The sequence below is a fragment of the Ruegeria sp. HKCCA5763 genome, assembly GCF_013034545.1.
In the GTDB taxonomy this organism is placed as follows: Bacteria; Pseudomonadota; Alphaproteobacteria; order Rhodobacterales; family Rhodobacteraceae; genus Ruegeria.
Window position 1 is genome coordinate 87710 of record NZ_WQGF01000002.1, and the last position, 22236, is coordinate 109945.

General features: G+C 56.4%; 22 protein-coding genes and 1 tRNA gene. 13 read left to right on the forward strand and 10 right to left on the reverse strand.

What is annotated here, in order from left to right; translation table 11 throughout:
• Window positions 1-12: 12 nt before the first annotated feature.
• The 6 genes from GOV89_RS04820 (at window position 13) to lexA (ending at window position 4838) form a co-directional block, all read left to right on the forward strand.
• Window positions 13-594, forward strand: coding sequence for an aminodeoxychorismate/anthranilate synthase component II (locus GOV89_RS04820; RefSeq protein WP_171237843.1), 582 nt, complete (start codon window positions 13-15; stop codon window positions 592-594).
• Window positions 591-1610 (forward strand): anthranilate phosphoribosyltransferase, encoded by a 1020-nt coding sequence (trpD, locus tag GOV89_RS04825; RefSeq protein WP_171173818.1) that lies wholly within the window; start codon window positions 591-593, stop codon window positions 1608-1610. The genes GOV89_RS04820 and trpD overlap by 4 nt, the downstream gene beginning before the upstream one ends.
• Window positions 1607-2419, forward strand: a complete 813-nt coding sequence (gene trpC, locus GOV89_RS04830; RefSeq protein ID WP_171173816.1) for an indole-3-glycerol phosphate synthase TrpC — start codon at window positions 1607-1609, stop codon at window positions 2417-2419. Before trpD ends, trpC begins: the two co-directional genes overlap by 4 nt.
• On the forward strand, window positions 2419-2892 hold the full coding sequence (gene moaC / locus GOV89_RS04835) for a cyclic pyranopterin monophosphate synthase MoaC (RefSeq protein ID WP_171237637.1): 474 nt from the start codon (window positions 2419-2421) through the stop codon (window positions 2890-2892). Before trpC ends, moaC begins: the two co-directional genes overlap by 1 nt.
• Window positions 2889-4061, forward strand: a complete 1173-nt coding sequence (gene glp / locus GOV89_RS04840) for a gephyrin-like molybdotransferase Glp (protein WP_171237638.1) — start codon at window positions 2889-2891, stop codon at window positions 4059-4061. The genes moaC and glp overlap by 4 nt, the downstream gene beginning before the upstream one ends.
• A gap of 78 nt (window positions 4062-4139) precedes the next feature.
• Window positions 4140-4838, forward strand: a complete 699-nt coding sequence (gene lexA / locus GOV89_RS04845) for a transcriptional repressor LexA (RefSeq protein ID WP_171237639.1) — start codon at window positions 4140-4142, stop codon at window positions 4836-4838.
• Here the strand turns inward: lexA and GOV89_RS04850 are convergent.
• Entirely contained in the window at window positions 4832-6880 is a 2049-nt protein-coding gene (locus tag GOV89_RS04850; protein ID WP_171237640.1) for a ComEC/Rec2 family competence protein, read from the reverse strand. The two genes, lexA and GOV89_RS04850, sit on opposite strands and share 7 nt — an antisense overlap.
• Before the next feature lie 78 nt (window positions 6881-6958).
• On the opposite strand from GOV89_RS04850, the gene gltX reads away from it, so the two are divergent.
• Complete coding sequence (gene gltX / locus GOV89_RS04855) at window positions 6959-8359, forward strand: glutamate--tRNA ligase (protein WP_171237844.1); 1401 nt, start codon at window positions 6959-6961, stop codon at window positions 8357-8359.
• 122 nt (window positions 8360-8481) lie between these two features.
• The gene (gltA, locus tag GOV89_RS04860) at window positions 8482-9777 is read left to right on the forward strand and encodes a citrate synthase (RefSeq protein WP_171173804.1); all 1296 of its coding nucleotides are present in this window, start codon (window positions 8482-8484) and stop codon (window positions 9775-9777) included.
• A 134-nt stretch (window positions 9778-9911) separates the two neighbouring features.
• Here the strand turns inward: gltA and GOV89_RS04865 are convergent, their stop codons facing one another.
• Window positions 9912-10979 (reverse strand): PA0069 family radical SAM protein, encoded by a 1068-nt coding sequence (locus GOV89_RS04865; RefSeq protein WP_171237641.1) that lies wholly within the window; start codon window positions 10977-10979, stop codon window positions 9912-9914.
• Between the two features lie 275 nt (window positions 10980-11254).
• Here GOV89_RS04865 and GOV89_RS04870 point away from each other — a divergent pair, with 275 nt between their 5' ends.
• Together GOV89_RS04870 and GOV89_RS04875 are read left to right on the forward strand one after the other, a co-directional pair.
• Complete coding sequence (locus GOV89_RS04870) at window positions 11255-11953, forward strand: B12-binding domain-containing protein (RefSeq protein ID WP_171237642.1); 699 nt, start codon at window positions 11255-11257, stop codon at window positions 11951-11953.
• A gap of 238 nt (window positions 11954-12191) precedes the next feature.
• Entirely contained in the window at window positions 12192-12851 is a 660-nt protein-coding gene (locus GOV89_RS04875; protein ID WP_171237643.1) for a DUF1638 domain-containing protein, read from the forward strand.
• 2 nt (window positions 12852-12853) lie between these two features.
• Here the strand turns inward: GOV89_RS04875 and GOV89_RS04880 are convergent, their stop codons facing one another.
• Window positions 12854-13264: a SufE family protein gene (locus GOV89_RS04880; RefSeq protein ID WP_171237644.1), complete on the reverse strand. Its 411-nt coding sequence runs from the start codon at window positions 13262-13264 to the stop codon at window positions 12854-12856.
• Window positions 13265-13403: 139 nt separating this feature from the next.
• Between GOV89_RS04880 and GOV89_RS04885 the strand changes: the two genes are divergently transcribed.
• Complete coding sequence (locus GOV89_RS04885; RefSeq protein WP_171237645.1) at window positions 13404-13934, forward strand: hypothetical protein; 531 nt, start codon at window positions 13404-13406, stop codon at window positions 13932-13934.
• 6 nt (window positions 13935-13940) lie between these two features.
• Here the strand turns inward: GOV89_RS04885 and rnd are convergent, their stop codons facing one another.
• The 3 genes from rnd to purM all read right to left on the reverse strand — a co-directional run bounded on the left by rnd (window position 13941) and on the right by purM (window position 16852).
• Window positions 13941-15098, reverse strand: coding sequence for a ribonuclease D (gene rnd / locus GOV89_RS04890; protein ID WP_171237646.1), 1158 nt, complete (start codon window positions 15096-15098; stop codon window positions 13941-13943).
• A gap of 114 nt (window positions 15099-15212) precedes the next feature.
• Entirely contained in the window at window positions 15213-15809 is a 597-nt protein-coding gene (purN, locus tag GOV89_RS04895) for a phosphoribosylglycinamide formyltransferase (RefSeq protein WP_171237647.1), read from the reverse strand.
• A complete protein-coding gene (gene purM, locus GOV89_RS04900; protein ID WP_171176150.1) occupies window positions 15806-16852 on the reverse strand; it encodes a phosphoribosylformylglycinamidine cyclo-ligase in 1047 nt (348 codons plus the stop codon). The genes purN and purM overlap by 4 nt, the downstream gene beginning before the upstream one ends.
• 107 nt (window positions 16853-16959) lie before the next feature.
• On the opposite strand from purM, the gene GOV89_RS04905 reads away from it, so the two are divergent.
• A tRNA-Ile gene (locus GOV89_RS04905) sits at window positions 16960-17036 on the forward strand.
• A gap of 351 nt (window positions 17037-17387) precedes the next feature.
• Here GOV89_RS04905 and GOV89_RS04910 read toward each other — a convergent pair.
• From GOV89_RS04910 to GOV89_RS04925, 4 genes are all read right to left on the reverse strand, one after another.
• Window positions 17388-18175 (reverse strand): IS5 family transposase gene (locus GOV89_RS04910; RefSeq protein ID WP_171237648.1). Its coding sequence is split into 2 segments (ribosomal slippage): window positions 17388-17836 and window positions 17836-18175, totalling 789 coding nucleotides; the frame shifts between segments, so codons are not numbered across the junction.
• Window positions 18176-18335: 160 nt separating this feature from the next.
• Complete coding sequence (locus tag GOV89_RS04915) at window positions 18336-18977, reverse strand: imm11 family protein (protein ID WP_171173790.1); 642 nt, start codon at window positions 18975-18977, stop codon at window positions 18336-18338.
• A gap of 297 nt (window positions 18978-19274) precedes the next feature.
• Window positions 19275-19811 (reverse strand): hypothetical protein, encoded by a 537-nt coding sequence (locus tag GOV89_RS04920; protein ID WP_171237649.1) that lies wholly within the window; start codon window positions 19809-19811, stop codon window positions 19275-19277.
• A gap of 98 nt (window positions 19812-19909) precedes the next feature.
• On the reverse strand, window positions 19910-21229 hold the full coding sequence (locus tag GOV89_RS04925) for an ATP-binding protein (protein ID WP_171237650.1): 1320 nt from the start codon (window positions 21227-21229) through the stop codon (window positions 19910-19912).
• A 44-nt stretch (window positions 21230-21273) separates the two neighbouring features.
• Here GOV89_RS04925 and GOV89_RS04930 point away from each other — a divergent pair, with 44 nt between their 5' ends.
• Window positions 21274-22188 (forward strand): MBL fold metallo-hydrolase, encoded by a 915-nt coding sequence (locus tag GOV89_RS04930; protein WP_171237651.1) that lies wholly within the window; start codon window positions 21274-21276, stop codon window positions 22186-22188.
• The last annotated feature ends 48 nt before the right edge of the window (window positions 22189-22236 follow it).

The following is a 22236-nucleotide window of genomic DNA, read 5'->3' on the forward strand; positions in this document are numbered from 1 at the left end:
ATAAGTGCCCATATGCTGCTGCTGATCGACAACTACGACTCGTTTACCTACAATTTGGTACATTATTTAGGCGAACTTGGTGCCGAAATGGTTATTCGCCGAAATGATGCGCTTGATGTACAGGAAGCGATGGCTATGAACCCCGCCGGTATCCTGCTAAGCCCCGGCCCCTGCGACCCGGATCAGGCCGGGATTTGCTTGGCGCTGACTGAAGCCGCCGCAGAAACCAAAACACCATTGCTGGGGGTTTGTTTGGGGCATCAGACCATCGGTCAGGTTTTTGGCGGCAAAGTAGTGCGCTGTCACGAGATTGTTCATGGCAAGATGGGCACGATGCAACACATCGGAAAAGGTGTTTTTGCTGGTCTGCCCTCACCCTTTGAAGCGACCCGCTATCATTCGCTGATTGTTGAGCGTGAATCCCTGCCCGACTGTCTTGAGATCACGGCTGAATTGGAAGACGGCACCATCATGGGGCTGCAGCACAAGGAACTGCCCATACATGGCGTTCAATTCCACCCGGAATCCATCGCCTCCGAGCATGGACACGCCCTGCTCAAGAACTTCCTACAAGAACTGAAAGTCCCCGCATGAGCGACGCGCTGAAACCGCTGATCGGAGCTTCGGCCGATCGTCCATTGACTCGTGACGAAGCTGAAAAAGCCTTTGCCATCCTGTTTGATGGCGAAGCCACGCCCAGCCAGATCGGTGGGCTTTTGATGGCCATGCGCACACGTGGTGAAACCGTCGATGAATACGCCGCTGCCGCCGCTGTGATGCGGGCAAAGTGCAACGCCGTCAAAGCTCCGGACGGAGCGATGGACATCGTGGGCACAGGCGGCGACGGCAAAGGCACACTGAACATCTCGACCGCGACGGCTTTTGTGGTTGCCGGTGCCGGTGTCACCGTTGCCAAGCATGGCAATCGGAACCTCAGTTCGAAATCAGGAGCAGCCGATGCCCTGGGTCAGATGGGCATCAACGTCATGGTTGGTCCCCAAGTTGTTGAAGATGCTCTAAAAGAAGTTGGAATTGGGTTCATGATGGCACCGATGCATCACCCGGCCATTGCCCACGTAATGCCATCACGCCAGGAACTGGGCACGCGTACAATCTTTAACATCCTTGGCCCCCTGACCAACCCCGCAGGCGTCAAGCGGCAATTGACCGGCGCGTTCAGTCGCGACCTGATCCGACCAATGGCCGAAACGCTTGGTCTGCTGGGATCAGACCGCGCGTGGCTGGTGCATGGATCGGACGGGACGGATGAACTCACGATCACGGGAATCAGCTGGGTCGCTGCGCTGGAAGATGACACGATCAAAGAGGTCGAACTGCACCCCGAAGACGCAGGTCTGCCGGTACATCCGTTCGAAGACATTATCGGCGGCACACCAGAAGAGAACGCCGTCGCATTCCGCGCTCTGTTGGACGGTGCCCCATCCGCTTATCGCGATGCAGTACTGTTGAATTCGGCTGCCGCTTTGGTCGTCGCCGAAGCGGCAAGCGATCTGCGCGACGGTGTCGCCATGGCCGCCCAAAGCATCGACAGCGGCAAAGCCAAAGAAAAAATCGCCGCTCTGGCACGCAAGACACAGGAAGCCGCATGACCGAAACCGTTCTGGACAAGATCAAAGCCTACAAACTGGAAGAGGTCGCAGCCGACAAAGCACAGAAATCCCTGGAAACACTGGAGAGCGAAGCACGGGCCGCATCGGAAACCCGTGGCTTTGCCACAGCTTTGCAATCCGCGTCGCGGCAAGGCTATGGCCTGATTGCCGAGGTCAAGAAAGCCAGCCCGTCCAAGGGTCTGATCCGTCCGGATTTCGACCCGCCTGTACTGGCCAAAGCCTATGAGGATGGTGGTGCTGCGTGTTTGTCCGTGCTGACCGACACCCCAAGCTTTCAGGGCGCAAAGGAATATCTGACGCAGGCACGCGAGGCGACTTCGCTGCCCGCTTTGCGCAAGGATTTCATGTATGACCCCTATCAGGTGATCGAAGCCCGCGCCTTGGGCGCCGATTGCATTTTGATCATCATGGCTTCGGTCAGTGATGATCAGGCGGCTGAACTGGAACAAACTGCCTTTGATTGGGGTATGGATGTTCTGATCGAAGTGCATGACGAAGCGGAACTGGAAAGAGCCACCCAGTTGAAAAGCCCGTTGATCGGCATCAACAACCGCAATCTCAAGACCTTCGAGACAACATTGGACACCACGCGACGCCTGTCCAAGCTGGTACCAGCGAACCGCACAATTGTTTGCGAAAGCGGCCTGGGAACACCGGATGATCTGAAGGACATTGCGCGCTATGGTGCACGGTGCTTCCTGATTGGTGAAAGCCTGATGCGGCAGGATGATGTTGAAGCCGCCACGCGTCATATCCTGTCCAACCCTCTGATCCCCGGAGTGATGTGATGCCGCTGACCCATTTTGACGCTCAAGGTCAGGCGCATATGGTCGATGTGTCGGACAAAGACGTGACAGACCGTGTCGCCGTTGCTGCCGGGCACATTAGGATGGAGCCGGAAACCTTTGAAATCATTTCTGAAGGCCGCGCGAAAAAGGGCGACGTTCTGGGCATCGCCCGTCTGGCGGGCATCATGGGCGCAAAGAAGACGCCCGACTTGATCCCGTTGTGTCACCCTCTTCCAATCACCAAAGTGGCGGTTGAACTGACCCTTGATCCTGATTTGCCGGGTGTTCAGATCGAGGCCACGGTCAAGACCTCGGGACAGACCGGTGTTGAGATGGAAGCCCTAACCGCAGTCTCAACCGCGGCTTTGACAGTGTATGACATGACAAAGGCCGTCGATAAGGCGATGGAGATTGGCGGAATCCGCGTTCTCTTGAAAGATGGCGGTAAATCAGGGCGTTACGAGGCGAAATGATCACAGTCGAAGAGGCGCGCGCCCTGCTGTTCGATCTGGTGGGGGTTTTACCTTCGGAAGAGGTTCCTCTGGCACAGTCCGCCGGGCGTGTATTGGCGCGGGATGTTGTGGCGGGGCGGAACCAACCGCCCTTCGCGGCATCGTCGATGGATGGATATGCCGTAAAGGCCGCCGAAGTTGAGCTGCACGCCATGTTCAAGGTGGTCGGAGAATCCGCGGCTGGCCATCGCTTTGATGGCCAGGTCGGTCCCGGTCAGGCGGTGCGCATTTTCACCGGTGCGCCAGTGCCCGAGGGCGCGGATTTTGTGATCATTCAGGAAGACACAGATCGACGTGGTGACCTGATCACGATCACCGACGAACCCGGCCCCAAAACCAATATCCGGCCAGCTGGCGTAGATTTTGAAATCGGCACATCCATTTCAGCACCACGTTTGATCCGGGCCGAAGATGTGGCTCTTATGGCCGCAATGAACACTCCCCGCGTTACGGTTGCGCGCAAACCGGTGATTGCACTTATCTCCACCGGCGACGAGTTGGTGATGCCCGGAGAAGAGCCGGGCCCAGATCAGATCATTGCCTCCAACACATTCGGTTTGCAGGCGCTGCTTGAAGGTCTGGGTGCATCGGTACGCGTTCTGCCCATTGCGCGCGATACCGTTCCCTCGCTTGAAACTGCATTTGGCTTGGCGCACGGGGCCGATCTTGTCGTCACAATCGGTGGCGCTTCGGTTGGTGACTATGACCTTGTCGCAGATGTCTCGCAGGGTTTGGGGATGGAGCGGTCGTTCTACAAGATCCGAATGCGTCCCGGAAAACCACTGATGGCCGGTCGTATCGGCGAAACGGCTATTGTGGGCTTGCCCGGCAACCCGGTCAGCGCCATGGTGTGCGGGTATCTGTTTTTAGCACCGATGGTGCGCCTGATGCTTGGCCTGGACGACGTGGTTCCGACTTTCCGTACAGCGCTGCTCACGGCTCCCTTGTCGGAAAACGGACCGCGAGAGCACTACATGCGCGCAGTTCTAAGCGACACGGGCATCGAAGCCTCTGCAGATCAAGACAGCTCGCTTCTCAGCGTTCTGGCTCAAGCAAATGCGCTTTTGGTCCGACAACCGCACGATCCCGCCCGTGAAATCGGGGAAACGGTTCAGTACCTGCCGATCTGAGATGTTCTCAAATCCGTTGACACAAAACGTGAACATGCGTAGAACAAAAGAAAACGCATGAGCGACGAGGTGTGAGCGATGCTGACCAAGAAGCAATTGGATTTGCTGGAATTCATCCACAAACGCGTGCAGGCGGACGGTGTTCCGCCCAGTTTCGACGAAATGAAGGCCGCGCTTGATCTGCGGTCGAAATCCGGCATCCACAGATTGATCACCGCTCTGGAAGAACGCGGGTTTATCCGCCGCCTCGCCCATCGCGCCCGCGCTATTGAGATTGTGAAACTTCCTGAAAGCCTTGGGGGCGAACCCACAACCGGGTTTTCGCCGCGGGTTATCGAAGGTGACAAACCGGAAGGTCGTCGCCCCGCGAATGTGGAACCCGTTTCAGTCGACGCGCTGGAACTGCCGGTCATGGGTCGGATTGCGGCTGGTGTTCCCATTGAGGCCATCAGCCATGTCTCGCACCATGTCGCCGTCCCCGGCCCCATGGTCTCCGGCAAGGGCGAGCATTACGCGTTGGAGGTTCGTGGAGACTCGATGATCGACGCGGGTATCAACGACGGTGATGTAGTGGTGATCCGGGAAACGTCGACAGCAGATAACGGCGACATCGTGGTTGCTCTGGTCGAGGATCAAGAAGCGACGTTGAAGCGGTATTTCCGCCGGGGCAATGCCATCGCGCTTGAAGCTGCCAACCCGGTCTACGAAACGCGCGTTCTGCCTGAAGAAAAGGTCAAGGTTCAAGGCCGCCTTGTTGGCTTGATCCGGACTTACTGATCCTGCTTGGACGGAAGGTCCCCGGTCGCGTTTGGGGACCAAAGCCTTTGCCGCGTTAGCTCGGCGCTTGATATCAGCTTTCCGTTCAGAACAGACAAGCTGCCGGTTTCGTACAAGCGATCGGGGTCAAAGACCCCGCACGGCCCCTTCAAATTCAGAGCCACAGCAGAGACTATGATCTGGTTTGCCTTGCATTCGTCAAACCCGTTTGCAGCCCTTTTGCCAGTCAGGTGGATAATCTCCTGATCTTTCATCAGGTAGCGCTGGATTGCGTTCGTCTCGGGCCATCTGAGCGCAGCCTGTGACTGATCGACACCATCCCCGTCATTCTCAAGCCAAACAGTTGCGACAAACCCGCTGCCTTTGCCTTTGCTTAACGCGCGACCCTCTTCAGTCATAACACCCACCAAACCTCCGGTTTCGGCGATCAGGGCGTCGGGGCGGTGCCCCGCAGTCCACAGCAGAAAGCCCGCCAAAATCGGGCACATCCCAATCCACTTTGCGTGTCCCTGCCACAGCGCGATCCACAAAACGCCCAGGGCGATAACAGGCAGAACGTACCACGGCGGGCTGACCACATAACCTTGTGCGCCATGCAGATTCGAAACCCAATGTGACACCGTCAAAATCCACTGCAATGCCCACCCCATCACTGTCAGGGGAATCGCCTCAAGCCCCAGAGGAGCCAATAGCGCGGCGACAACCGCCGCTGGAACAACACACAAGCCCATAACCGGAACAGAGAGCAGATTCGCCAAAAGACCGTAGTGCGACATGGTATTGAAATGCGCGGCACCGATCGGAGCCGTCGCAAGCCCGGCAATGGCCGAGGACATCAGCACGCCAACCACCGGCTTAATCCATTTCGGTCCAGGCAAGGGACCCACTTCGCGCAGCGCCCCGAACACGGCGACCAGAGCTGTGGTTGCTGCAAATGACATCTGGAATCCCGGACTTAACAGGGATTCCGGCCTGAGGAGCAGAACGATCACCGCCGCAACCGCCACGGCGCGGAGAGAGATCGCCCTGCGGTCGATCAGCACCGCTCCCAGCATGACCGTAACCATGACAAAGGCACGTTCGGTCGCGACATTTCCGCCGGACAACATCAGGTAGACAATCGCCGCGCACAAGGCGCAGACAGCGGCAACTTTTCGCACAGGCAAGTGCAGCGCAAGCGCCGGGAGTAACGACAGACAGATGCGGCAAGCCACAAATACGAATCCCGTCAGCAGCCCCATATGCAGCCCCGAGATTGCCAGCAGATGTGCAAGGTTCGATGCGCGCAGCGACGATAGCGTATCTTGCCCCATACCACTGCGATCCCCGGTGGTGACTGCTGCTGCAAAGCCACCAATTTCACCAGGTAGTATTTCTTTCACGCGCTGCGATATGGCCATTCGGATTGCGGTTATCCGTACTCCTTTGACCCCGTCTGATGCGGGCGCAATGGCTAGAACAGGAACGCGTGTGTACCCCACTGCGCCTAAACTCTGGAACCAGGCATGACGGCGGAAATCGAACCCGCCGGGTTCTACGGGCCCTTGTGGTGGAGACAGATGCGCCGTCGTCATAATCCTCTGCCCCGGTGCAATAGGTCCGGTTGGGGCATGAACGGAAAGACGGACGCGCTGCGGCCTTCGCTCCTGCGGCACGTCCCCTATGCGCACCTGATCAAGCGTCAACCGCAACGCATCCGAGGCAGACCGATCCATGGCGACGACCCTCCCCTCGATAGGGCCATAATACCGCCACGACAGAACCGGTTCTGCCACCATATGGGCGCGAACACCTGCCAGACAGAAACCGGCAGCGATCAGCGCGCCCCCGATGGCCAACGACCCCACCCCCGGCGCAAGCCAGCGGCGCGCAAAGACGAAAGCCAAGCATAGACAAACCAGACCAGCGTAAACCGGCATGGCAGGTTCTGCCCGGATGCCGAAATACAGGCCAATCCCGGTTGCCAGCATCACCGGCGTCCATGGGAACATGTACCCAGTCTGGTGCAGCAGCGCGGCCTCAACCCGTGCAAGAACACGCATGGTTGCCCCCGTCCTTCGGGCTCGTTAGACAGGCGTCAAACTATGCCAGATACGGTTACCAAAAGGTTAATCCCCACCATGTCCGACCAGGTCGTCACACGTTTTGCCCCTTCACCTACAGGTTTTCTGCATATTGGCGGCGCGCGTACCGCGTTGTTTAACTGGCTTTATGCACGGGGTCGTGGCGGCAAGTTCCTGCTGCGGATTGAAGACACCGACCGCGAACGCTCGACACCTGAAGCGACTGCCGCAATCCTTCAAGGTATGGCGTGGCTGGGACTGGACCACGATGGTGACGTGATCAGCCAGTTCGAGGGCGCAAACCGGCATGCTGAGGTTGCGCATCAACTGTTGGCCGAAAGCAAGGCATACAAGTGCTTCTCAACTCAGGAAGAAATCGCCGCCTTCCGCGAACAGGCGCGGGCCGAAGGTAAATCAACCCTGTTCCGCAGCCCGTGGCGCGACGCTGATCCGGCAACACATCCCGATGCGCCATTTGTCATTCGCATCAAAGCGCCACAAGACGGTGCGACCGTGATCCGCGATCAGGTTCAAGGCGATGTCACCATCCGCAATGATCAACTGGACGATATGATCCTGCTGCGTTCGGACGGCACACCCGTCTACATGCTGGCGGTGGTGGTCGACGATTACGACATGGGCGTCACCCACGTTATTCGCGGCGACGATCACTTGAACAACGCCGCGCGTCAGATGATGATCTATGAGGCAATGGGCTGGGACGTTCCGGTCTGGGCACATATCCCGCTGATTCACGGGCCCGACGGCAAGAAATTGTCGAAACGTCATGGCGCACTGGGCGCGCAGGAATACCAGGCCATGGGCTATCCCGCGGCTGGAATGCGCAATTACCTGGCGCGTTTAGGCTGGAGTCACGGTGATGACGAATTCTTCACGGATGCGCAGGCAAAAGAGTGGTTCGATCTGGACGGAATCGGAAAAAGCCCGGCCCGTTTCGATCTGAAAAAGCTGGAAAATCTCTGCGGACAGCATATTGCAATCTCAGATGATGCTGCGCTGCGGCGGGAAATTGAAGATTACCTCGCGGCAGCGAACCTTCCTGCTCTCACTTCGACACAATCCAGTGATCTGGAACGTGCGATGTATTGCCTCAAGGATCGGGCGCGTACTTTCCCAGAACTCCTTGAAAAAGCGCATTTTGTGCTAACCCAACGCCCAATTGTCCCGGATGAGAAGGCGGAGAAGGCGCTGTCATCTGTATCCGATGGTATACTGTCGGAATTGACGCCGCAGCTGCAAAATGCTAGCTGGTCCCGGAACGAGCTGGAGGAGGCCCTGAATTCCTTTGCCGAGTCAAAGGAGCTCAAGTTCGGCAAGCTGGCGGGTCCGCTACGGGCCGCACTGGCAGGCCGGGCCGTTACACCTTCGGTTTTTGACATGATGCTGGTGCTGGGGCGGGATGAAACCTTGGCGCGGCTTTCTGAGGCAGCGAAATAAACCCAATCTTCATAGTCGGGTAACGCTGCTCCGCTAACACCCGGATTGCGCGTTCGCGCGCAATCGTTGCCCGTATCGCCGGAGGTCTGTCCGGCGTGCGCATGATTGAAGAAGGGACGACTATGACTGACAGCAACAAAACAGCCACTCTGACTGTTCACGGCAAAGAATACGAGTTGCCAGTTCATTCCCCGACCGCCGGCCCTGATGTTGTTGATATTCGCAAGCTATACGGACAAGCCGGGGTTTTCACCTACGATCCAGGCTTCACCTCGACCGCTAGCTGCGACAGCACCATCACCTATATCGACGGCGAAAAAGGTGAGCTGCTGCATCGGGGTTATCCGATCGACCAATTGGCCGAGAAATCGCACTTTCTCGAAGTTTGCTATTTGTTGCTTTATGGGGAACTACCTGCGGCAAAGGATCTGGAAAAGTTCGAAACCACGATCACCCGTCACACCATGCTGCACGAGCAGATGCAGTATTTCTATCGCGGTTTCCGCCGAGATGCGCATCCGATGGCCATCATGGTCGGTGTTGTCGGGGCAATGTCGGCCTTCTATCACGATTCGACCGATATCTCGGACCCGCACCAGCGCGAGGTTGCCTCGCACCGTCTGATCGCCAAGATGCCGACAATTGCGGCCTGGGCCTACAAATACCACATCGGTCAGCCGTTCGTTTACCCGCGCAACGACCTGGACTACGCGTCGAATTTCCTGCGCATGTGTTTTGCCGTTCCCGCCGAGGATTATGAGGTCAACCCGATCCTCAGCCGCGCGATGGACCGGATTTTGACTCTGCACGCGGATCACGAACAGAACGCTTCGACCTCGACCGTGCGTCTGGCATCGTCCTCGGGTGCGAACCCGTTCGCTTGCATCGCAGCCGGTGTTGCGTGCTTGTGGGGTCCTGCCCACGGGGGCGCCAACCAGGCATGTCTTGAAATGCTGGAAGAGATCGGCACCGTTGATCGCATTCCCGAATATATCGCCCGCGCCAAGGATAAAGACGATCCGTTCCGTCTTATGGGCTTTGGTCACCGTGTCTACAAAAATTTCGACCCGCGTGCCAAAGTGATGAAACAGTCGGCAGACGAAGTTCTTGACCTGTTGGGCATTGACGACAATCCCAAGCTTCAGGTCGCTAAAGAACTGGAAAAAGAAGCGCTGGAAGATCCGTATTTCGCCGAAAAGAAACTGTTCCCGAATGTCGATTTCTATTCTGGGATCATTCTTGAGGCGATGGGCTTCCCAACATCCATGTTTACGCCGATCTTCGCTCTGTCGCGCACAGTAGGCTGGGTCAGCCAGTGGAAAGAGATGATTGCCGATCCTCAGAACAAGATCGGTCGCCCGCGTCAGCTGTATCTGGGCGAGACACTGCGGGATTACGTGGATATCGAAAACCGCTGATTCTCCAAACTTCGACAAATATTTAAGACCCTGGTTTAACCAGGGTCTTTTTTGCAATCGGGCATTTCGAAATCAGTATAAGAAATTGCTTTTGCGATATTATTCAGCGGTCAGCCCAGGGGTGTATTTAGGCTTTAGAACAAGCTCATTTGATCCCCGGGTTGCGGCGGAATTTCAAAAAGATCGCAACGTAGAGGGGCAGATTTCACAGAAAGCCCTAACCGCTTGCAAGCTTTGGAAAACCTTTGGGCAATAATTCCGGCGTACTCACCCTCACCCCGCATTCTGTGGCCCCAGCGCGGGTCATAGTCCCGCCCACCGTGCATGTCGCGCAGCTTGGACATCACTTTTTCCGCCCGTGCCGGTTGGTGTTCGGCCAGCCAATCCTGCCACAACTGCGACACCTCACGCGGCAATCGCAGCATGATCCAACTGGCGGCATCTGCTCCTGCCTCCTGTCCCGCCTCAAGCAGGTTCTCTAGTTCATGATCCGTCAGGCCGGGCACAATCGGAGATGTCATCATACGCACCGGAACCCCGGCCTCGGTCAGTGTGCGGATCATGCGCAGACGCCGCTGCGGTGACGGTGCACGAGGTTCCATCCGACGCGACAAAGCGGGATCCAAAGTGGTCAGCGAGATCCCTACGCGCACCAATCCACGGCTGGCCATTTCAGTCAGAATGTCCAGATCCCGCTCGATCAAAGCGCCCTTGGTGACAATTGCAACCGGATGGTTGAACTCGTGCAACACCTTAAGGCAGGATCTTGTAATCAGGCGATCTTTCTCGATCGGCTGATACGGGTCCGTGTTTGTACCTATAGCCAGCGGAGCGACCTTATAAGACTTGGACGACAATTCATTTCGCAGAACACAGCTCATGTTGGGACGCGCTGTCAGGCGGGTTTCGAAATCCAGCCCTGCGGACAATCCCAGATAGGCATGACTGGGCCGGGCAAAACAATAGACACAGCCATGTTCACAACCGCGATATGGATTGATGGATCGATCAAACGGCAAATCCGGAGACCGATTGTACGTAATCGCACTGCGCGCCACCTCGTCCCTTGTTTCGGTGCGCAAAGGCGGTGGGGATTCGTCAATCTCCCACCCATCATCGGTGGCTACGGTTGCAAAACGCTCGAACCGACCAGTGGCGTTCGAATTAGTTCCTCTGGCCTTTATGGTTGGTACAACAGTCATTTTGGCGCTTTGTTCTATTTTTGTTCCCACTTGGAACATAAACCTGCGCCCGGGTTTGTACAAGTCTCCTCATGAAAGCGCCCCAAACAGCCGCGATCAAACCGAATGCACGATTATCATGCGGATTTTTCATTCGAGCCACGTGATTTTTTGACATATAGGTCGGTCCCGAAACGACCGACGTCGCAATCGTCACAGTCAGAATGCGACGTTTTGGCCAAAACGGAAAAAATGCCACCACGGGCCGATGGCCCGCCCAGCACAGGGAATACCCCATGTCCGACGAAGAAGACATCATCCTGTCCGAACTGAACGACGACGAACTTGTCGAGCAGATGTTCGACGATCTCTACGATGGTCTGAAAGAAGAGATCGAAGAAGGAACCAACATCCTGCTGGAGCGTGGATGGACCCCCTATGACATTCTGACCAAAGCTCTGGTCGGTGGCATGACCATTGTGGGCCATGACTTCCGCGACGGCATCCTGTTTGTACCCGAAGTTCTGCTGGCCGCCAACGCCATGAAGGGTGGCATGGCGATCCTGAAGCCGTTGCTGGCAGAAACCGGCGCGCCACGCGTTGGCAAGATGGTTATTGGCACCGTCAAGGGCGACATTCACGACATCGGCAAGAACCTCGTGTCGATGATGATGGAAGGCGCAGGGTTTGAAGTTGTCGATATCGGCATCAACAACCCGGTCGAGAATTACCTGGAAGCACTTGAAACCGAACAGCCCGACATTCTGGGTATGTCTGCCCTGCTGACCACAACCATGCCTTACATGAAAGTAGTTATCGACACGTTGGTCGAACAAGGTGTGCGCGATGACTATATCGTTCTGGTCGGCGGCGCGCCGCTGAACGAAGAATTTGGCAATGCCATCGGTGCAGATGCTTACTGCCGTGACGCGGCGGTTGCCGTGGAAACTGCGAAGGACTTTGTAGGCCGCAAGCACAACCAGCTGGCTGGCTAATCCGCCTTACATTTTCACAGAAGGGCCGCCCGATTGGGGCGGCCCTTTTTCATTTAGAAGCTCGGGCTCATATCTTTGGAACAAGCGCAATCGCCAAGTTGCGCAGGTCTCTGACCACAACCTATTTTGGCGGGACCAAACCGAAGACGTCGGCAGTTTACGATCAGAGGTCGGAACAAGGCTTGCCGGCAGGTCAAATTCATCCTCTTCTGTGAGCAACCCCAGAGGACGCCATACAATGTCAAACGACGTTCTGCCTGATGATGCCAGCCTAACGACCAAAGGCTACACCGACACCGAATCTGGCCGTATCCTGCTGATCGCATGTGGGGCGTTGGCCAAAGAGATTCTGGATATCAAATCGCGTAACGGCTGGGATCACATGGCGCTGACATGCCTGCCTGCGATTCTTCATGTCCACCCGGAACGGATCACGCAAGCTGTGGAAGACGCTGTGGCCAAGCACCGGGACCAATTCGACAAAATCTATGTGGTCTACGCAGATTGCGGGACCGGCGGCCTGCTTCAACAAGCCTGTGAAAAGCTGGGGGTCGAGATGGTCAAGGGCCCGCATTGTTACTCGTTCTTCGAAGGCAACCAAGCCTTTGAGGCGCGCGGCGAGGATGAGACCACGGCCTTTTACCTGACCGACTTTTTGGCCCGGCAATTTGACGCCTTTGTCTGGAAACCCTTGGGTCTGGATCGACACCCAGAGCTGCGGGATATGTATTTCGGCAACTACACCAAACTGATCTATCAAGCGCAGATCGACGATCCGGACCTCACGGAACGTGCGCGAGAATGCGCGGACAGGATGGGTTTGGAGTTCGAGCGGCGCTTTACCGGCTATGGCGATTTGGAAACCACGCTGTCAGATTGGGCAAACCGTCCGACCTGACCTTACGCGTTTTCCTGGGCCACCTGCCGTATGCGTTCGATCATGGCACGAAGGCCGTTGGACCGTTGTGCAGACAGATGATCATTCAGCCCCAAACGCGCCAGTTCTGCTCCAGCATCAACCTTGGGCACTTCGGCTACGGGCAGACCATTATACAAGGAGCGCAGGACAGCAATGAGCCCTCGCACGATCAGCGCGTCGCTGTCGCCATCGAATTTGAAAACACCGGACTCGATCATCGGATGCAGCCAGACTTGGCTGGCACACCCGTTCACTTTTGTTGCTGGAACTTTGAACGCGTCATCCAATGGGTCCATCGCCTTGCCCTGTTCGATGACATGGCGATACCGGTCTTCCCAGTCCTCCAGAAACTCGAAGTCCTCGACAACGTCTTCAAAGGCGGGCGTGGCCATGGTGCGGCGATCCTTTTGGTTTCGGTACCAACTGTGACCTATGCCGACGACCACCTGCTGTCCAGCCCCGCGGTGGCTTTTCAACGCGAGGAATTTGCGCTAACCCATTGCCTGTATTCGTGTGAAAAGCTGTGGGTCCATGCAAAAATCTCTGTCCGTTCTTATCATCGCCACGCTGACCTTGACTGCATGCAGCAGCTGGCGTGATTCTCGGGTGAACCCGTCGAATTGGTTTGGCTCAAGCAGATCGGTAGAAGCTGAAACGCCGCCGGACCCTAACGCAGCTGACGCTTTGGTTCCTCAGCAAAGACAAGGCACGGGCCTGTTTTCGCGCCCGAATATCGCGGACACCAGCATTCCAATCGGTCAGATTGACGAGCTGCGCATCGATCCCACCCCAACCGGTGCCATCATTTATGCGTCGGGAACGGCTGTCCGTCAGGGCGCATACAATGCCCGCCTGGTTCGTGTGAACTCGGAAGAGAACGAGAAAAACGGCACAATGGAATTTGAGTTCCTCGTGAACTATCCCAGCGCGCAAACACCTCAAGGATCCGAACGTACCCGCATGGTGTCGGACGCTGTGAATGTCAGTCGTCAGGATCTTGAAGGCATTCGACTGGTGCGTGTGGTTGGACAGCAGAACGCGTTAGAGTCGCGACGGCGCTAAAACCTTCTAAAGCGACACAACCTTGACCGCCTGCCCTTTAGCAGCCAAAGCGATCTTGCCTTCGCATAGCTTCAGCGCGTCTTCGCCGAATACTTCGAACCGCCAGCCAGACATCGCGGGCAAGTCGCGCTCGCCAGCGGCGATCTGATCCAGTTCAGAGCTGGTGGCGATCAGTTTAGCGGCTACGCCGGAGCTCTCTGTCTTGGATTTCAGAAGAACCCGCAGCAAGTCGGCCAATGCCGGGTTGACCTTCAGCTTATCGCGCGACGTATCGACCTTTGGCAGCATATCCGCCGGGCAATTCACCCCGCGTTTTACAGCCGTCAAAATACCTTCGGCAATCGCGCCCTTTCTTGCCTCGCGCAGCAACAGCCGCGATCCGCCCAGATCCGAGGGCGTTTTGGGTTTGGTTGACGCCAATTCGATCAGTGCATCATCCTTGAAAACCCGATTCCGAGGAACGTTGTTTTCCTGCGCATAAGCTTCGCGGAACTGGGCCAATTCCCGCACCACGGCCAGGAACTTGGCCGAGTTTGTCCGCGTCTTTACCCGTTTCCAAGCCTCTTCCGGGCGGATGTCATAGGTGGTGGGTTGCGTCAACGTCCGCAGTTCTTCCCCTACCCAATGGCTGCGCTTTGTCTTTTCAAGTTCAGCCGCCAGGTGTTCATAAATCTTGCGAAGATGGGTGACATCAGCCAACGCATAAGATTTCTGCGCGTCTGTCAGCGGACGCCCAGACCAGTCCGTAAACCGAGAGGTCTTGTCGACGCCCTGTTTGCAGATTTTGCGCACCAATGTCTCATACCCGACTTGTTCACCAAAGCCGCAAACCATCGCTGCGACTTGTGTGTCGAACAAAGGATTGGGGAACACACCTGCCTCAACCCAGAAAATCTCAAGATCCTGACGAGCGGCGTGGAAAACCTTGACGACATCTTCGTTGCGGAACAGCTCGTACAGCGGTTCCAGCGATAGCTCATCAGCCAAGGGATCCACCAGAACCGCGCTGTCTTCGTCTTCGGAAGGGACCGCCAATTGCACGAGGCAGAGTTTGGAATAATACGTCCGCTCGCGCAGGAATTCAGTGTCGACAGTGATATAAGGATAGCTTGCGGCGGCCTTACAGAAGTCGGCCAGCTCTTGCGTCGTCGTCAGGGTTTTCATGCGCCGTACTAGTATCGCTCTTGGTTTTGTGACTGCCCGTTATTTTCTTCGTCCCGAGCGTTACCGACGACCATAGGCCGAATATCGGGCGGGTGTAAATCACCCAGAGCGGGTTCAGGGCAACAGGACGGGCGACCTGTTGCCTTCTGCGTAACGGCGCAACACTTCGGGGTAGAGCACATGCTCCTGAACCAGGACTCGCGCAGCCAGCGTATCCGGCGTGTCACCCTGCTCAACAGGCACACGAGCCTGGCCTAAAATCGGGCCATCATCCAGCGCTGCGGTGACTTCATGAACCGAGCAACCATGCTCGGCGTCCCCGGCCTCAATTGCACGAGCGTGCGTATGTAAGCCTTTGTACTTCGGCAACAAAGAAGGGTGGATGTTCAGCATCCGCCCCTGAAACCTGGACACAAAATCCCCCGTCAGCACGCGCATGAAACCCGCCAGACACACAATGTCCGGCTGTGCCTCTTGCAAGGGCTTCAAGAGCTCGGCCTCAAACGCGGCGCGGTCCCCTTTGAACGGGCGGTGATCGACCACTGCGGTCGGAATGCCACGGTCTGCAGCTTTTTTCAGCCCGCCCGCCTGCGCATTATTAGACAGCACCAAACAAGGCCGCGCCGGATGATCACCGATCATGCTATCGACCAGCGACACCATGTTCGACCCGCCCCCGGAGATCAGGATCGCGACGCGCTTGTGGCTCACAGCAGTTTGCCCGAATAGGCAACGCCGGGCGTCTCAGTCACGGTGCCGATCCGTGCAACGGTCTCACCGGCGTCTTTTAGCAAGATCGACAGCTCATCCGCTTTGTCTGCTTCGCACACGACAATCAGGCCAACACCGCAATTGAAGGTCTTGAGCATTTCGGCTTCGACAATACCGCCAGTTTCCGCCATCCAGCTGAAGACGGGCGGCAATTGCCAGCTGTCCAGATCGATCTCGGCCCCCAACCCCTCGGGCAACACACGCGGCAGGTTTTCGGTCAGACCACCGCCTGTAATGTGCGCCAGCGCGTGAACACCACCGGCGCGGACAGCAGCCAACGCCGGTTTGACATAGAGGCGTGTGGGCGTGAGCAAAGCCTCACCCAAGGTGCCAGCGCTGAAGGGCGACGGCGCGTCCCAGCCCAGCCCAGACAGCTCAACCAGTTTACGCACCAGCGAATAACCGTTGGAATGGACCCCGTTCGAAGCCAGGCCCAGCAGCACATCACCCGACTGAACACCAGCGGGCAAATCCGCACCACGTTCCATCGCACCAACCGAGAACCCGGCCAGATCAAAGTCACCATCGGGATACATGCCCGGCATCTCAGCCGTCTCGCCCCCGATCAACGCACAGCCGGATTGCGCGCAACCCTCGGCAATGCCTTCGATGATCCGCGCTGCCGTGTCGGTATCCAGCTTTCCGGTGGCGAAATAGTCCAGGAAGAACAGCGGTTCGGCCCCCTGACAGATCAGGTCGTTGACGCACATGGCCACCAAATCAATGCCAACCCCATCCACAACGCCAGTATCAATTGCAATCCGCAGCTTGGTGCCCACGCCATCGGTTGCCCCAACCAGAATGGGATCCTGATACCCCGCTGCTTTCAGATCGAACAATGCGCCAAAGCCACCCAGCCCGCTCATCACGCCGGGGCGGTTGGTCCGTTTGGCGGCGGGCTTGATCCGATCGACCAGAGCATTGCCCGCGTCAATATCCACGCCTGCATCGGCATAGGTGATTCCGTTCTTACCCGCTGTCATGGTCGGTCCCTCATGAATGCTTTGCGGGCGGGTTAGTCGATTGTGCATCATGTTGCAACGGTCAGGCTTGACGCGGGCGTTCACCGTGATAGGCAAGACGCCGTGGCGGGCCTGTAGCTCAATTGGTTAGAGCAGAGCGCTCATAACGCTTTGGTTGCGGGTTCAAGTCCTGCCGGGCCTACCAAGATCACCGCTAAGTTATTGTTTTATATAAATAATACACCGGCGGGGTACGATATGCGGCTCAAAATGAAGCAGCCACATATATAATGTACTACCCAACGAACTCAGTAGTTTTTATCGAATCCACCTCAAACCACCCTGGCCGTTTTTCCAGTGCCGGAATGTCATTTCTCTCCAGCCACTCTTTGATAGCCGCCCTATGGTTTTGGGGTTTCGCCACGCATCGGCGAGAACGCAGATCCACGAGCTGAGCTTTGTAATCTTGAATACCACTGGATTCTTCGATTCAACCCGTGGGCTTTTGCCCAAACATGCGCTGCCGCTTCCCAATCTGGAAGCGACCGTGACTAGGTCATGTTGACAAATGGCGGAGCCATATGCGGATTGACGTGATATCGACGAAGCCGAGGAAGCTTTCAGCAGTTTTGTCGTAACGTGTCGCGACACGGCGGGCATTCTTCAGCTTGTTGAAGCATCTCTCAACCAGGTTCCGTAGTCGATACAGTGGGCGATCAACACCGACGCGCTTCTTTCGCGACTTCCGCATTGGGATCACAGGTTGGATATATCGGCTGCGCATTTGGTCGCGAGTGCTGTCGGCATCGTACCCCTTGTCCGCCAGCAGTACTAAAGGTTCCGGCAGATTGTCGTCCATGATGAGATCGAAGCCAAGATAATCGGACGTCTGGCCAGGTGTGATGTCAGTTCTCATCGGCAGACCGGCCGCATTCACCCGGAGATGGATCTTGGTCGTAAAGCCACCCTTTGAGCGACCAAAACCCTGTCGCGGAGTCCCCCTTTAGCGCCCGCTGCCTGATGATGGGCGCGAACCACGGTACTGTCGACCATTTGTAGGGCATCTGGAACGATCCTGCTCTCGATCAGCGCCTCCAGGATCTGTTCCCAGAGGCCGGCAAGTGTCCAACGCCGGAACTGTTGATAGACACTCGACCATTTCCCGAACTCTTCAGGAAGGTCCCGCCACGGCGCGCCGGTACGTGCTATCCAGAAAACGCCGTCAAGAACAAGGCGGTGGTTGGTAGGTTTTCGCCCATTCGGGGCGCGAACGGAAAGAATGAACTGTTCAAAGAACGCCCACTCCTCGTCCGACATCAAATCTCGTGCCAAGCTGGTCTCCATCGCAGATGTTAGCTTGAATCATGCCCAAAGCCCGATGTGAATCCCTTTTGTCAACACGACCTAAACACTTTGCGGGGAATAATATGATGGACATTAAAAGTGTATTCACCCATGGATAAATGCCTTCTGGTTCAAATATTCTAGAGAATTAAGTCAGATATCAGAGCGTGCCGACACGGCAGCGAACAAGACCCCAGCCCTTGTCGACGCCCGCAGCTTTCAAACCGGCAACGAGATGGTCAGACAAAAACAAGAGCTTGGGTACCAGCGGATCAACCCAAATATCAGGACCATCCATTGCCTCCGGCACAACGACGAGTTCAGATTCGCGACTGCTTCTGGGCAGATACCGGATTCCGTTTCCGATGTTATCGAGAGGCGAACGAATATCACCTTCTGGCCCTAGAGCATCGTAGTTGCCCATGGAGCGTTTGTTGCCCACGTTCAGAAAATAATATGGCTCGGATGTGGTCAGATGGGACTCGGTCGAATCCATCAGCTTCAATGGGTGAAAAACAGTATTGCCCAGATCAAACTGCTCCAATACCGCCTTTGTGAATTCAGACACCAAGGGATAGCCACCGCCACTAATGAACGGTGCGGTGTAATATTCAGCTTTGGAGTTAAAGTACCAAACCTCGCCAACCTGTTCTTTTGTCAGGATATCCCCCCGCTTCCAACCAAGAGCGGACTCCTGAACCATCCTTTTTGACCATTCAACATGGTCCGCCGAGCGCTTTTCCCTCCAGCTTAACCCAAACTCCTTGCGAAGGATGGACTGGATCACACCGCTGCGATTCATTGTCGTCGCAATCCACACACAGGGCTCGCCATCTGTTTGTCTGGTTTAATTTGACATCGTTACCTCACTTTCTGTTGCGTGGTTTTAATTCTCGGACAGCATTATTCTTAAAGAGAATTTCTGAACCGTTGCATCCACGCTGTCACACTCAAACTGCCTATCAAAGCGGCGATCAAGTAGCGACTTCCATACCGTCACGGTTGTGGGGTGTTGGTATGGGTATTAGGTGACACATCCTAAGCCCAGCCCCACAATTCGGAGCAACCTGCGGCCTGTCTGCGAGTTAAACCTCGGGCGCTAGTATTTAAGAAACTCTTCTACACTACCAGCCAGCCACCAAGGACTCTGCGTTTCATAGAACGCGTGTGTCCCAGCTGAATTTGGCAGGTTTCGGATCGTTACAAGATAGTCTTCAAAGTCGATCGGAACGGACCAATGTGATGCGTCATACAGCATGGCCAAGTATTCGTCCGCAGTTGGTTCGAAATAGTCCTGATCCGGATCTGGCGGGCCATAGACTTTCGCAAACTCGGCCTGGAAGTAATCTAGAACATATGAGCAATAGATCACCTGATTTGCTCTGATCTGGACTGGAATTGGTGCGAATTCGTCTGTGTCTTCTTTGACAAAATGCTTTAACTCAAACGCCATACCCTGGATCACTTCTTCCTGCATCCAATTGCTGCATGTGTCGCCAAGCGCAATGAAGCTGGCCATACGTTCGAATTTTCGGTCTTCGGCTTCCCGCGCGAATTGCGTAATCGGAACAAGAGCAAACAATGAAGTGACGGTAACGACTATTTTCTCGATATTGCTGAGAGCTGCTTTAATCATTTTCTCTGAACCCCACGTCGTTAGAAAACTGGGATCAGAATGACATGCTTATACAAAAGCACAAAATTGCATGCACTTTTTAGCAACAAGTCGTGTTGCTATCGACCTATGATAATATCCGCGCAAAGACCGCCCAAACGCTCGCTTTTTGCCAGGCGCAATGTACCGCCATGTGCACGGGCAATGTCCGCCACAATCGCCAAACCAAGACCTACTCCGCTGCCCTTGTTCTGATTCCGTGCCGGATCAAGCCGCGTGAAAGGCTTGACCGCTTCGGTGCGTTCCTCGACTGGAATACCCGGGCCATCATCTTCGACACGGATACGCATGGACTTGGGATTCAGTGTCAAGCTGACGTCAGCCCGTGATCCATAGCGCACCGCATTTCCGATCAAATTTTCAACGGCCCTGCGAATGGCCATAGGGCGCAGCAGCACTGCCCCCTGCCCCTCAACCCCAATCAGCTCGGCCTGATGCCCGGCGCGTTTGGCATCCTCCACGATCTGGCGAATGAAAACATCTGGCTGCACCTCTTCTGGGGAGCCTTCCGCAGCTCCGCGCGTGAAATCCAGAAACGCGTCAAGCAGGGACTGCATTTCCGTCACATCCTGCTGCAAAGGCGCGGCCTCGTCTTCGGGCAGCATAGACAGTCCAAGTTTTAGTCGCGTCAGCGGTGTGCGCAGATCATGGCTGACACCCGACAGCATTAGCGTCCGCTGTTCGATTTGACGTTCGATCCGGGCGCGCATGTCCAGGAACGCATTTCCTGCCGCACGAACCTCGATGGCGCCGCCGGGTGTATAGGGCACGACCCTTCCACGCCCAAAGGCCTGCGCCGCATCGGCCAGCCGTGTGATCGGCCGCAATTGATTGCGCATATATAGAAAGGAAATGGAAGTCATGATCACGGCGAAAAATACCATTGTCACGATCAACTGATGCGGCGCGACTGGGGACAACCTGCGCCGATCAAAGGTCAGCTGCAATACCCCAAGATGTGTCTGCAAATACACCCGCGCTTCGCGACTTGTCGGCAAGGCGACAGCCACAAGATCGGGCAGGTTTGACTGAAGGTCGGACTGGACCTGTGGCGCGATGAAATCATACCAGCGCCGCGCCCCAATCATCGGTTCTTCGTTCACGTCAAGAAAACGCGCCTGCATTTCAAGGGCCCGCAAATCGGGGCGCACAACGGCCAGAGCGTCCTGCTGCGTTTCGGCATCGGCGATCATCGTCGTGATCAAAGTCACTTCGCGTGACGCCGCGCGGGTCATCTGCCCGGTAACGTCTTCCAGATGCTTTTGGATAAAGGCAATACCCACCACTAGCAGCAGCACGATCACCGGAAGAACCAGAATCAGGGCTGCCCGGGCGTAGAGGCTGCGAGGCAGATAGGGTTTGAGCCATTGCGAAGACATGGGCTAAACCTAGCGGGCCGTCCGGATAAGAGAAAGAGCACAGAATGCAGGCACCTGACGATTTCAACCCACCCGCAGGTGTCGCGGTCGATCTGCAACCCGGGTTGAGACGTATTCTGGCCCCGAATCCCTCAGCCATGACCTATCGTGGCACCAATACCTACTTGCTGGGAGACCGAGACATCGCGGTGATCGACCCCGGCCCCAAAGACGAGGCGCATCTGAACGCTATTCTGGATGCTCTGACTCCTGGGCAGAGAATCAGCCACATCATCGTGACGCACACGCATCTGGATCATTCACCGCTTGCCGCCCCACTGGCGAAGCGGACAGGCGCAGCGATCTATGCCTTCGGCGGACCAGAGGCCGGGCGAAGCGATGTCATGACCCGTTTGGTCGCGCAAGGTATGACAGGGGGCGGCGAAGGGATCGACACCGCGTTTCGTCCTGATGTTGAAGTTGCAGACGGCGAAGTCATTGACGGAAATGACTGGCAGTTGGAGGTCATCCACACCCCGGGTCACTTGGGAAATCATATTGCGCTCGGCTGGCAGGACACCTGTTTCACAGCTGACCACGTGATGGGTTGGGCCAGTTCTTTGGTCTCACCCCCGGACGGAGATTTAACGGACTTCATGGCGGCCTGCGACCGCCTGCGCGCCCGCGCCTGGTCAGTTTTTCATGCAGGGCACGGCGCGCCAATCACAGACCCTGCCGGACGTCTGGATTGGTTGATCCAACACAGACAATCCCGCGAGGCACAGATTCTGACGGCTCTGGAACAGGCAGATGGCACGGCCCGGCAGTTGGCCGAGCGTATCTATACCGAAACACCCGCCGCCCTGCTGCCCGCCGCGGAACGCAACGTCTTTGCGCACCTTGTTGATCTGAATGGGAAAAACAGGGTCCTTTCGCGCGGGAAAATGTCTGCCTCGGCGGTTTTTCATCGCGTCGCATAACAGGTCAAAATTTTTTCATGCTTCGCGCGCTTCCCCTCTGGACGCCGG

What these genes read in the sequence shown, in the direction of transcription:
- moaC (WP_171237637.1), top strand. Translation starts at nt 2,419, where the DNA reads ATGCCGCTGACCCATTTTGACGCTCAAGGTCAGGCGCATATGGTCGAT.
- GOV89_RS04885 (WP_171237645.1), top strand. Translation starts at nt 13,404, where the DNA reads ATGCAAAAATCTCTGTCCGTTCTTATCATCGCCACGCTGACCTTGACT.
- GOV89_RS04870 (WP_171237642.1), top strand. Translation starts at nt 11,255, where the DNA reads ATGTCCGACGAAGAAGACATCATCCTGTCCGAACTGAACGACGACGAA.
- GOV89_RS04820 (WP_171237843.1), top strand. Translation starts at nt 13, where the DNA reads ATGCTGCTGCTGATCGACAACTACGACTCGTTTACCTACAATTTGGTA.
- glp (WP_171237638.1), top strand. Translation starts at nt 2,889, where the DNA reads ATGATCACAGTCGAAGAGGCGCGCGCCCTGCTGTTCGATCTGGTGGGG.
- gltA (WP_171173804.1), top strand. Translation starts at nt 8,482, where the DNA reads ATGACTGACAGCAACAAAACAGCCACTCTGACTGTTCACGGCAAAGAA.
- rnd (WP_171237646.1), bottom strand. Translation starts at nt 15,098, where the DNA reads ATGAAAACCCTGACGACGACGCAAGAGCTGGCCGACTTCTGTAAGGCC.
- purM (WP_171176150.1), bottom strand. Translation starts at nt 16,852, where the DNA reads ATGACAGCGGGTAAGAACGGAATCACCTATGCCGATGCAGGCGTGGAT.
- gltX (WP_171237844.1), top strand. Translation starts at nt 6,959, where the DNA reads ATGTCCGACCAGGTCGTCACACGTTTTGCCCCTTCACCTACAGGTTTT.
- lexA (WP_171237639.1), top strand. Translation starts at nt 4,140, where the DNA reads ATGCTGACCAAGAAGCAATTGGATTTGCTGGAATTCATCCACAAACGC.
- GOV89_RS04930 (WP_171237651.1), top strand. Translation starts at nt 21,274, where the DNA reads ATGCAGGCACCTGACGATTTCAACCCACCCGCAGGTGTCGCGGTCGAT.
- GOV89_RS04865 (WP_171237641.1), bottom strand. Translation starts at nt 10,979, where the DNA reads ATGACTGTTGTACCAACCATAAAGGCCAGAGGAACTAATTCGAACGCC.
- GOV89_RS04875 (WP_171237643.1), top strand. Translation starts at nt 12,192, where the DNA reads ATGTCAAACGACGTTCTGCCTGATGATGCCAGCCTAACGACCAAAGGC.
- GOV89_RS04880 (WP_171237644.1), bottom strand. Translation starts at nt 13,264, where the DNA reads ATGGCCACGCCCGCCTTTGAAGACGTTGTCGAGGACTTCGAGTTTCTG.
- GOV89_RS04915 (WP_171173790.1), bottom strand. Translation starts at nt 18,977, where the DNA reads ATGAATCGCAGCGGTGTGATCCAGTCCATCCTTCGCAAGGAGTTTGGG.
- GOV89_RS04925 (WP_171237650.1), bottom strand. Translation starts at nt 21,229, where the DNA reads ATGTCTTCGCAATGGCTCAAACCCTATCTGCCTCGCAGCCTCTACGCC.
- GOV89_RS04850 (WP_171237640.1), bottom strand. Translation starts at nt 6,880, where the DNA reads ATGCGTGTTCTTGCACGGGTTGAGGCCGCGCTGCTGCACCAGACTGGG.
- GOV89_RS04920 (WP_171237649.1), bottom strand. Translation starts at nt 19,811, where the DNA reads ATGATTAAAGCAGCTCTCAGCAATATCGAGAAAATAGTCGTTACCGTC.
- trpC (WP_171173816.1), top strand. Translation starts at nt 1,607, where the DNA reads ATGACCGAAACCGTTCTGGACAAGATCAAAGCCTACAAACTGGAAGAG.
- trpD (WP_171173818.1), top strand. Translation starts at nt 591, where the DNA reads ATGAGCGACGCGCTGAAACCGCTGATCGGAGCTTCGGCCGATCGTCCA.